The sequence below is a fragment of the uncultured Sphingomonas sp. genome, from assembly GCF_964244235.1.
Lineage (GTDB): Bacteria > Pseudomonadota > Alphaproteobacteria > Sphingomonadales > Sphingomonadaceae > Sphingomonas.
Map to the genome: position 1 here is coordinate 44,562 of NZ_CAXTII010000008.1, position 10,166 is coordinate 54,727.

11 protein-coding genes are annotated in these 10,166 nt (G+C 65.8%); 5 read left to right on the forward strand and 6 right to left on the reverse strand.

Annotation, left to right across the window (positions count from 1 at the left end; all coding sequences use genetic code 11):
* Window positions 1-68 precede the first annotated feature (68 nt).
* Window positions 69-458 carry a hypothetical protein gene (locus ACFE7D_RS02940; protein WP_375393934.1) on the forward strand — a complete coding sequence of 130 codons (390 nt, stop codon included), beginning with the start codon at window positions 69-71 and terminating at the stop codon, window positions 456-458.
* A gap of 34 nt (window positions 459-492) precedes the next feature.
* Here the strand turns inward: ACFE7D_RS02940 and ACFE7D_RS02945 are convergent, their stop codons facing one another.
* Entirely contained in the window at window positions 493-1,689 is a 1,197-nt protein-coding gene (locus ACFE7D_RS02945; RefSeq protein ID WP_375393935.1) for an acetyl-CoA C-acyltransferase, read from the reverse strand.
* Window positions 1,690-1,985: 296 nt separating this feature from the next.
* On the opposite strand from ACFE7D_RS02945, the gene ACFE7D_RS02950 reads away from it, so the two are divergent.
* Window positions 1,986-2,759, forward strand: a complete 774-nt coding sequence (locus ACFE7D_RS02950; protein ID WP_375393936.1) for an enoyl-CoA hydratase/isomerase family protein — start codon at window positions 1,986-1,988, stop codon at window positions 2,757-2,759.
* Between the two features lie 77 nt (window positions 2,760-2,836).
* Here ACFE7D_RS02950 and ACFE7D_RS02955 read toward each other — a convergent pair whose 3' ends face one another.
* From ACFE7D_RS02955 to pgi, 5 genes are all read right to left on the reverse strand, one after another.
* Window positions 2,837-3,838: a DUF4274 domain-containing protein gene (locus ACFE7D_RS02955; protein WP_375393937.1), complete on the reverse strand. Its 1,002-nt coding sequence runs from the start codon at window positions 3,836-3,838 to the stop codon at window positions 2,837-2,839.
* 146 nt (window positions 3,839-3,984) lie between these two features.
* On the reverse strand, window positions 3,985-5,334 hold the full coding sequence (gene gorA / locus ACFE7D_RS02960; RefSeq protein WP_375393938.1) for a glutathione-disulfide reductase: 1,350 nt from the start codon (window positions 5,332-5,334) through the stop codon (window positions 3,985-3,987).
* Window positions 5,335-5,535, reverse strand: a complete 201-nt coding sequence (locus tag ACFE7D_RS02965; protein ID WP_375393939.1) for a type II toxin-antitoxin system VapB family antitoxin — start codon at window positions 5,533-5,535, stop codon at window positions 5,335-5,337.
* Window positions 5,536-5,579: 44 nt separating this feature from the next.
* Window positions 5,580-5,960, reverse strand: coding sequence for a DUF4174 domain-containing protein (locus ACFE7D_RS02970; protein WP_375393940.1), 381 nt, complete (start codon window positions 5,958-5,960; stop codon window positions 5,580-5,582).
* A gap of 45 nt (window positions 5,961-6,005) precedes the next feature.
* Complete coding sequence (pgi, locus tag ACFE7D_RS02975; protein ID WP_375393941.1) at window positions 6,006-7,499, reverse strand: glucose-6-phosphate isomerase; 1,494 nt, start codon at window positions 7,497-7,499, stop codon at window positions 6,006-6,008.
* Between the two features lie 114 nt (window positions 7,500-7,613).
* Here pgi and lepB point away from each other — a divergent pair, with 114 nt between their 5' ends.
* From lepB to era, 3 genes are read left to right on the forward strand one after another with little or no spacing between them, the layout of a single operon-like run.
* Window positions 7,614-8,405, forward strand: a complete 792-nt coding sequence (gene lepB / locus ACFE7D_RS02980) for a signal peptidase I (protein ID WP_375393942.1) — start codon at window positions 7,614-7,616, stop codon at window positions 8,403-8,405.
* Window positions 8,402-9,085: a ribonuclease III gene (rnc, locus tag ACFE7D_RS02985; RefSeq protein WP_375393943.1), complete on the forward strand. Its 684-nt coding sequence runs from the start codon at window positions 8,402-8,404 to the stop codon at window positions 9,083-9,085. Before lepB ends, rnc begins: the two co-directional genes overlap by 4 nt.
* The gene (era, locus tag ACFE7D_RS02990) at window positions 9,082-9,975 is read left to right on the forward strand and encodes a GTPase Era (protein ID WP_375393944.1); all 894 of its coding nucleotides are present in this window, start codon (window positions 9,082-9,084) and stop codon (window positions 9,973-9,975) included. Before rnc ends, era begins: the two co-directional genes overlap by 4 nt.
* Window positions 9,976-10,166: the final 191 nt, after the last annotated feature.

Sequence of the window (10,166 nt, forward strand, 5' to 3'; positions counted from 1 at the left end):
ACGGCGCGCGCGACCCCGGTTGCGCGCGGTGATCGGCCGACGTCGCTCGCCAAAAGGGGTGTTCGATCATGGCCTATCTCGATCTCGACAACGCCTTCGCCAGCCCGGTCGGCGCGACCTGCCCCGCGCCCATCGCCGAGGCGGTCGCCGGGCTGCCCGGATTCACCGCACTGGAATGGAGCGTGATCGCGCTCGCCAAGCGCGATCCGCTGCGCAGCCTGTCGCAGCCCGGCCGCGTGTCGCGTGCGATGGGCGGGTTGTTCGGACGCGGCGCGCGGTCGCGGCTGGCGGACGATCGGCTCGAGGCGCTGCGGCGGCTGGCGGTCCATGCCTGGCACCACGGCTTCGCGCTGCCGATGCGCGAGATCGAGGCGTTCGTCGCCGCGGGTTTCCTGGCGGCGCAGGTCGAGACGCTGGTGGCGAGCATCACCGGCGTGCGGATCGGGCGCCGCGCATAATCTCGTTCTCCTGCGAACGCAGGAACACAAAACGTCAAACGATCTCGAACAACCCCGCCGCGCCCATCCCGCCCGCGGTGCACATCGACACGACGACATAGCGCACGCCCCGTTTGCGCCCCTCGATCAGCGCATGCCCCAGCAGCCGCGACCCGGTCATCCCGAACGGATGCCCGACCGCGATCGCGCCGCCGTTGACGTTGTACTTGGCCGGATCGATGCCGAGATGGTCGCGGCAATACAGGCATTGCGACGCGAACGCCTCGTTCAGCTCCCACAGCCCGATATCGCCGACCGACAGCCCCGCCCGGTCGAGCAGCTTGGGGATCGCGAAGATGGGGCCGATCCCCATTTCGTCCGGCGCGCAGCCCGCCGCCTGGAAGCCGCGATAGAGGCCCAGCACTTCCTTGCCCTCGGCATGCGCGGTCGCGCGCTCCATCAGGATCTGCGCGGACGCACCGTCGGACAATTGGCTCGCATTGCCCGCGGTGACGTTGCTGCCGGGGCCGGTGAAGTCGCCGCCGGCCCATACGGTCTTGAGCCCCGCCAGTGCCTCCACCGTCGTCCCGGCGCGGATGCCCTCGTCCTGCGCGATCGTCACCGTCTCGGTGCCCGTCCGGTTGCCCTGCTTGTCGAACAGCGCCTTTTCGACCGTGATGGGCGCGATCTCCTCGACGAACGCCCCCGCCTCGACGCCCGCCGCGGCGCGCTGCTGGCTCTGCGCGGCATAGTCGTCCTGGCGCGCGCGGCTGATGCCGTAGCGATCCGCGACGATCTCCGCGGTCTCGATCATCGGGATATACGCGGCGGCGACCCTGTCGGTGACGCTTGTGTTGATGGTGCGCGGCGCGTCCTTGGTGACGGTGAGGCTGATCGACTCCATCCCGCCCGCCAGCGCGACGTCGATATCCCCCGCGATGATCGACCGTGCGGCGAGCGCGACCGCGGTCAGGCCGGAGCCGCATTTGCGATCGAGCGTGAAGGCGGGGACGCTGTCGGGCAGGCCGCCGGCGAAGATCGCCATCCGCCCGGCATTGCCCCCTTGCGTCCCCCATTGGTTGCCGACGCCCCAGAACACGTCGTCGATCCGCGCGGGGTCGATCCCGGCGCGTTCCACCGCCGCGTTCATGACATGCCCCGCCAGCACCGGCGCCTCGGTCGCGTTGAACGCGCCGCGATACGCCTTGCCGATCGCGGTCCGGGCGGTGGAGACGATCGCGGCTTCGCGCATGGGCTGGGTCTTTCGTTGGATGGGTATGGGCTACTCCCTAAGCGGCACCGACCAGGTTTGAAAGTCCGGCGTGGCAGTTCGGGCAGTCGTCAAGCACCCTTGCCGTCACCCCGGGCTTGACACGGGGCCCCGCTTCTTCGGCCGAGAAGTGAGAAGCGGGACCCCGGGTCGAGCCCGGGGTGACGAGGGGGGAGGGCAGCGTGACCGCACCCTCCCCCCACCGTTCGTGCCGAGCTTGTCGAAGCACATGCCACGGGATACGTCCTTCGACGGGCTCAGGACGAACGGCAGACTAGATGGCAAACGAAACCGGCGTCACCACCACGCGCGACGGCCATGTCGCCATCATCCGCTTCACCCGCCCGCCCTACAATTTCGCCGACCTCGCGATGATCGAAGCCATCGGCGCGGCGTTCGACGAAGCGGACACGGACCGCCAAGTCCGCGCGATCGTGCTGGCGTCCGGGGGGCGGACGTTCTGCGCCGGTGCCGATCTGGTCAACGCCAACCCCGTCGCGAAGGACCTGGCCCCCGGCGCGCGCAACCCCTTCTACATCGCTGCGGCGAAGCTGTTCGGGGTGAAGACGCCTGTCGTCGCGGCGGTGCAGGGGGCCGCGGTCGGCGCGGGGCTGGGCCTGTCGCTCGTCGCCGATTTCCGCGTGGCCGGACCGGACGCGAAGTTCGTCGCCAATTTCGTGGCGCTGGGGTTCCATCCCGGCTTCGGCATCTCCGCGGTGCTGGAACGCGTGATCGGCCGCCAGCGCGCGCTGCTGATGGCGCTGACCGCGCGACGTATCCGCGCCGAACAGGCGTTCGACTGGGGGCTGGCGGATGTGCTGGCCGACGATCCGTATGAGGCGGCGCTGGCGCTGGCGCACGAGATCGCGGCAGGGGCACCGCTGGCGGTGGGTTCGACGCGGGCGACGATGCGGGGGGATTTGCGCGCGCTGGTCGAGGCGCAGACGGATCATGAGCTGGCGGAGCAGGCCTGGTTGCAGAAGACCGCGGACTTTGCCGAAGGGGTGCGGGCGGTGGCGGAGCGGCGGGCGGGAAATTTCCGGGGGGAGTAGGACACTGAGATTGCTGGTAATGGGTCTTGCGGTTGTCCAACTAAAAGATTGATTGATATTCCCTCAGGATGACGCAGCTAAGTACGTAAAAATAGGGGAAAGCCCTCGTCCAGGGTTTCGGTCTCAGCCATTCTCCCGGGGATCGATAGTCGCATAGCGGGCGGTATACGGTCCATGTCGGTGATGCGAGCAACCCAGGAGGGCGTATCGAAGCGAATTCCCGAAACTAGAAAGCCAGCGTTGCTCCAGCGTTCTCGGATAGCGGCTATAAGCTGACCTTCTTCGCTATCGACCAGTTGGTCGGCGGGCTCGCCATTGTAAAAGATCGTCAGCGCAGTTGCAGCGTCGCAGTTCGGACGGCTTGCAATCCATCGTAGTGGTATTAACCCGTTATCCCAGTTCCAAGACGTTACAACTGAATGCCATCGCAAGGGATCTCCAGCGCGCAACCATTCAGCATAACGTGACAGGTCAGGACCGCCATCGCCCCAGACGCGATCATGCCGAGACCAATAATCTAGCAATTCATCGGGATCGGTGAGATTGCGCAAATATTCATGCACACTGCGCAACCTTTCGCGCTCGGCAGATCGTCGGCCAGCACTAGCGATTGCCTCGGCCTTATCACGGTCTTGCTTCGCCGCTAAGTTCTCCATGTCGGCGTACCCCGCTGGCATACGCTCTTGAAAAAGGCCCAACCGTTCGAGGATGATGTGATACACGCCACGTCGAGCATCAGCCTCGACAATCATCTCCCACCCAGAATTCGCATCGACCAAGTAAGAGCCGGTGACTTCAGTTGCAGATCGCAGGCCGGGGATTAAGCGGCGGCCGAGTGGGTGCTGGCTAAGTGCTTTTATTGACATGCCAATATTAACGCCATGAACCGCGACCTCGGCGGCAAAGCTCGCGCGTATGTCGATAATATCAATCATTTTCCGATCGGAACTCACGCGAACCGCCCAACTGTCATTGGCCGATGCTGGCAAGCCGGCTTTCGCTAGACAAATAGCCGCTTCTGAAGCGGGCATTCCGGGTCGGAGGGTCGCAATAATGCGACAAGCGTCAATGGTCGGCATGGTCCTTATTTAGCGATATTATCTTACTGCTAAGTAAATTTTGACACTTTGCGATGACTTAGCAAGATCTTGCCTGTTTAGGGCTCGATGCATTCCGTGCGAAATTGACGGCGGCGAACGGGCCGATTGATCCCGCCCGCACAGCCTCAGCGCAACAGCACCAGCTCCTCCGCCATCGTCGGATGCAGCGCCACCGTCGCGTCGAACTGCGCCTTGGTCAGCCCCGCCTTCACCGCCACCGCCGCCGCCTGGATGATCTCGGGCACGTCGGGGCCGATCATGTGGATGCCGACCACGCGGTCGGTCTCGCCGTCGCACACCATCTTGTACAGCGCGCGCTCGTCGCGGTTGGCCAGCACGTTCTTCATCGGGCGGAAGTCGGAGGAATAGACCTTCACCGATCCCAGCTTCTGCCGCGCCTGTGCCTCGGTCATGCCGACGCCCGCGAGCGGCGGGTGGCTGAAGACCGCGGAGGGGACGTTCTCGTAATCGATGCGGACATTGCCGCTGCCGTACATATTCTCCGCGAACGCCTGGCCTTCCCGAATGGCGATGGGGGTCAGCTGGATGCGATCGGTGACGTCGCCGACCGCGTAGATGCTGTCGCAGGTCGACTTGTTGTCCGCGTCCACCACGACCGCGCCCTTGTCGTTCAGTGTCACCCCCGCGCTGTCGAGACCCAGTCCCCTGGTATTGGGAATGCGGCCGGTCGCGAACATCACCAGATCGACCGTCACCGGATCATGCCCGGCCAGCGACACCGTGAAGCAGCCGTCCGCGGTCTTCTCGATCCCCTCGAAACCGGCGTCGAACTTGAACTCCAGCCCCTTCATCAGCGAGATCTGGAGCAGCCGGTCGCGGATCGACAGGTCGTAGCCGCGCAATATGTCCTTGGTCCGGTTGATGAGCGTCACGTGCGCGCCGAACTGGTGGAAGATGCCCGCGAATTCGTTGGCGATATAGCCCGCGCCCGCGATCAGGATGCGCTTGGGGATCGCGCCCAGGTGGAACGCCTCGTTCGAGGTGATGCCATGTTCGTGTCCCGGGCAGGACGGCACCTGCGGATGCGCGCCGACCGCGATCAGGATGGTCCTGACGGTCTTCATCTCGCCGGTGGACAGCTGGACGCTATTTGGCCCGATGACGGTCGCGCGCGCATGGATGATGTGCGCGCCCGCGGTCTCCAGCGTCTGCGTGTAGGCCTGGTTGATCCGGTCGACCTCCTCCATGACGTTGTCGCGCAGCACCTGCCAGTCGAAGTCGCATTGCGCGGGCACGTTCCAGCCGAAGCGGCCGGCATCCTTCAGGTCCTCGGCGAAATGCGCGCCGTAGACGAGCAGCTTCTTGGGCACGCAGCCGCGGATGACGCAGGTCCCGCCGACCCGGTATTCCTCCGCCACCGCCACCTTCGCCCCGTGCGCGGCGGCCACCCGCGCGGCGCGCGTGCCCCCGGACCCGGCACCGATGACGAAGAGGTCGTAGTCGTATTCGGGCATTCAAATCTCCGACGCGTTTGGAACATCGCCATCGGCGACGGCTGTTGTTTGAGCGCAGCGTTCTTTCCAAGCCACCTCTGCTCGCCGTGCGGCGAGCATCCGTCTCAGCGCGACATCGACGGTAGCTCGTTTCGTTTTGCAGCCTGTAGCTTCCATAGCATCCTTCCACAGCTGCTCATCGATGTCCAAGCTAACCCTCATCACCGTTCTCCATATCGCGTGATGATTTCCATGATACTTTACCTTCAGCGCTGTCCTGCACGCCGCATCGGCATCGCGTCGATCGTCCGGGTAAGGCCGTCCGCGGCGAACGGTTTGTCGGTGCGGAACGCCTCGTGCCCGTCCTTGCCGATGAGGATCGCGGTGAAATGGTCGCGCCGGAGGGCCCATCGTTGCCGCAACGCGGCTGCCGCGTCGGTCGCGCCGGATGCGCGGTCACCGACGACCTCGACGATCGTCACGTCGCGGTCCTCGCCCTCCTTGCGCCACGATGCCAATGCGCGCCTTTGCTCCGTGAACGACGGATCGGTCGCGGCCGGTGCGGCGAGGATCAGCACGCGGCGGTGCCGCTTCATCCCCGCCACCGAGGTCGGAGCTTCGGCGATCGCGGCGGGGGGAAGCAGCATCGGCATGCTTCCCCCAAAGTTCCACCGCCCCCGATTATCCCGCGATCAATCCAGCCCCGCCCGCTTGATCAGGTCCGTCGTCGACGGATCGAAATCGCCGCCGCCCTTGGCCGCTTCCTTCGCCATTTCCTTGCCCAGCTCGACGCCGAACTGGTCGAAGGAATTGATGTCGAGCAGCACACCGTTGACGAACACCCGGTGCTCGTAGAACGCGATCAGCGCGCCCAGCGTCCGCGGATCGAGCGTGTCGAGCAGCAGGGTCGAGGACGGCCGGTCGCCCGAATAGCTGCGCGCGGGGTCGTCCACCTGCTTGCCCTTCATCAGCGCCGCCCCTTGCGCGAAGGCGTTCAGCAGCAATTGTCGGTGATGGTCGGCGTCCAGCATGTCGCCCGCCTCAATCACCGCGAGGAATTCGACCGGCACCAGATGCGTGCCCTGGTGCAGGAGCTGGAACACCGCATGCTGCGCCTCGGTGCCGACCCCGCCCCAGGTGATCGCCGCGGTCGGGCGGCCGACGGGCTTGCCTTCCTTGGTCACGCCCTTGCCGTTCGATTCCATCTCCAGCTGCTGGAGATAGCTCGGCAGCAGCCGCAGCCGCTCGTCATAGGCGAAGGGCGCACGCGTCTCGGCATGGCGGACCTGCGTGTAATAGAGGTCGGCGAAGGCGGCGAGCGCGGGCGCATTCTCGCCGAGCGCGGTCAGGCGGAAATGACGGTCCATCTCGGCCGCACCGTCGAGCAGTTCCTGGAAACAGTCCCAGCCCAGCGCCAGCGCGGCGGGGAAGCCAATCGACGACCACAGCGAATAGCGGCCGCCAACGCCTTCGGAAAACGGCAGGATGCGCGTTTCGTCGATGCCCCATTCGACCGCCTTGTCGGGCGACGCGGTCAGCGCGATCGCCTTGCCATAGGGATCCTCGACGCCGTTCGCGGTCATCCACTGGATCACCGAATTGGCGTTCAGCAATGTTTCCGTCGTGGTGAAGGTCTTCGATGCGATGACCAGCAACGTCGTCGCCGGATCGAACTTCTCGAACACATCCTCCAGCGCCATGCCATCGACGTTGGAGACGATCGCGACCTCGTACCGATCGAAATCGCGGCCCAGCGCGTCGACCAGCAGATGCGGCCCCAGCGCGGAGCCGCCGATGCCGACATGCAGGACGTAGCGGATCGGCCCCAGCGCATCCGCCTCGATCGCGTCGATCAGGGTGCGCATGCGGGCGTGGTACTGCGCGGCGCGGGCGACGCTTTCCTCATTGCCTTCGCCGCGTTCGGCGGTGTGCCCGACCGGGCGATCCTCGGTCGTATTGACGTGCTTGCCCGCGAACATCGCCTCGCGCTTGGCCGCCAGGTCCATCTGCCTGGCCAGCGCCTCGAACGCGGTCAGCGCGTCGGCGGTCAGGTGCGTCTTCGACCAGTCGAAATGGATACCTGCGACATCCAGGCTGAACTTGGCCAGACGGCCGTCGTCCTGGGCGAACAGGTCGGTGAGCTTGGGCGAGGGCAGGGCCTCGATGGCGGACCAGTCGGCGGGCATCGGTCACTCCGTGTCGATAATGGCAGGGTGCACCTGATACGTCCGGCGCGATCAATCGATCCGTACTCGACGCCCGTGCTTGACGTGGGCGTGGCGGTACGCGAACCCCGCGCCATGGCAAAGCCGAAACCCGCCCGTTCCGAAACCGTCGAGACGTTGATCTTCCTCGTGAAGCTGATCGTCATCGTCGCGATCTTCCGCAGCTTCGTGCTGTCGGCGTTCAGCATCCCGAGCGAGTCGATGCTGCCGCGGCTGTATGTCGGCGACTATCTGTTCGTATCGAAATGGAATTACGGCTATTCGCGCTGGTCGCTGCCCTGGGGCGCGCCGCTGATCCCCGGCCGCATCCTGCCGCACACGCCGGCGCGCGGCGACGTGGTGGTGTTCGAAGGACCCAAGGGCGACGAGGTCGCCGTCATCAAGCGGGTGATCGGCCTGCCCGGCGATACCGTGCAGATGAAGCACGGCGTGCTGTGGCTGGACGGCAAGGCGGTGTCCAAGGTGCGCCTGCCCGACTTCACGATCCCGATCACGCCCAACTATACCTGTGATGCACAGTTTCGGGATAATGCAGGCGGCGTGCCGATCTGTCGCTATCAGCGGTTCCGCGAGACGCTTCCGGACGGCAAGAGCTACGATGTGCTCGACCGCGGCTATTATGCCGACCGCGACGATACCGGCGTCTACACCGTCGCGCCCGACACCGTGTTCCTGATGGGCGACAACCGGGACGACAGCGCGGACAGTCGCTTCGCGCCGCCGATGGGGATGGGGCTGATCCCGATGGACCGGCTGGAGGGGCGTGCTGTGGTGTCCTTCTTCTCGACCGACGGCACGGCCTGGTGGATCAAGCCCTGGACCTGGTTCACTGCCGCACGCTGGCGGCGGATCGGGGAGGGCTTTTGAGCGATCTCGTCGGTTGGCTGACCGGCGTCCTGGGGCAGGCACCGGGCGACCTCGGCGAATATGAGCGCGCGCTGACGCATGGCAGCCATGCGACCGCGACCTATGAGCGGCTCGAATTCCTTGGCGACCGTGTACTCGGGCTGGTGATGGCGGAGTGGCTGTTCGAGCTGTATCCGGCCGAGCCCGAGGGGCAATTGTCGAAGCGGCTGAACGCGCTGGTGACGGGGGCGGTCTGCGCCGACGTCGCGCGCGGGCTCGCGGTGCGCGATCATCTCCGGCTGGGCAAGCAGGCGCGCGACGACGGCGCGTCGGACAGCGACAATGTGCTTGGCGACGTGATGGAGGCGCTGATCGGCGCGTTCTACCGGGAGGCGGGGCTCGACGCCGCGCGCGTCCTGGTGCGCCGCTTGTGGGGCGACCGCCCACGCCGTGACGCCCGCGCGCCGCAACATCCCAAGTCGGCGCTCCAGGAATGGGCCGCCGCCAACCAGCGCCGCCCCCCGGAATACACCGTCGCCGCCCGCGCCGGCCCGCATCACGCCCCGCGCTTCACCGTCACCGTATCGGTCGGCAAGGCGGGCGAGGCGAGCGCGGAGGGCGCGAACAAGCACGAGGCGGAGACGGCGGCGGCGGCGGCGTTGCTGATGCGGCTGACGGCACCTGAAGGAATGAAGACATGACCAAATCCTGCGGTCTCGTCGCAGTCGTCGGGGCGCCCAATGCGGGTAAGTCCACGCTCGTCAACATGCTGGTCGGACAGAAGGTCGCGATCGTCAGCCCAAAGGCGCAGACGACGCGGACCAAGTTGATGGGGGTCGCGATCGAAGGGGACACGCAAATCCTGCTCGTCGATACGCCGGGTATCTTCGAACCCAAGCGCCGTTTCGACCGCGCGATGATCGCGGCCGCCTGGAGCGGGGCGGAGGGGTCGGACATCATCCTGCTGGTCGTCGATGCGAAGGGCGGGCTGGGCAGGAAGGTGACCGACATCGCCGAAGCGCTGGTCGGACGCAGCGAGCCGATCCATCTCGTGCTGAACAAGGTCGATCTGGCGGACAAGGCGAAATTGCTGTTGCATACCGAGCGGCTCAACGCATTGATTTCTTTCAACGAAACATGGTTCGTGAGTGCCGCGACGGGGGACGGGGTGCCCGAACTGAAGGCCGCGCTGGCGGCGGCGATGCCAGAGGGACCGTGGCATTATCCCGAAGACCAGGTGTCCGACGCGACCGAACGATCGCTGGCCGCGGAAGTCACGCGGGAGCAATTGTACCTGCAGCTGCATTCCGAGCTGCCCTATGCAAGCGCGGTTGAGACGGAGCAATACAGGGAACGCGAGGACGGGTCGGTCGAGATCCATCAGCAGATCCTGGTCGAACGCCCGACGCAGCGCGCGATCGTGCTCGGCAAGGGCGGCGTCCGGATCAAGGAAATCGGCGCGCGCGCGCGGGCGGCACTGTCGGGGATCATGGGGCGGCCGGTACATCTGTATCTGCACGTGAAGGTGAAGCCGGGTTGGGACGAGGATCGGGGGGTTTATCGGGATATCGGGTTGGATTGGGTGGAGTAGTTGCTCCCCCGTCATGCCGGGCTCGTCCCGGCATCCAGAGCCGCGGGCGGTCCGCTTGTGGCCCTGAACCCCGGCAAAAGGCCGGGGTAACGAAGGATATGGCCACATTCGCGCCCAGTGCCCCTCCCGGCAACGCGGTAGTGTGCGGGAGGTTCTGCAAAATCCGTTGAGGATCTGAGCGGCCATGGCAG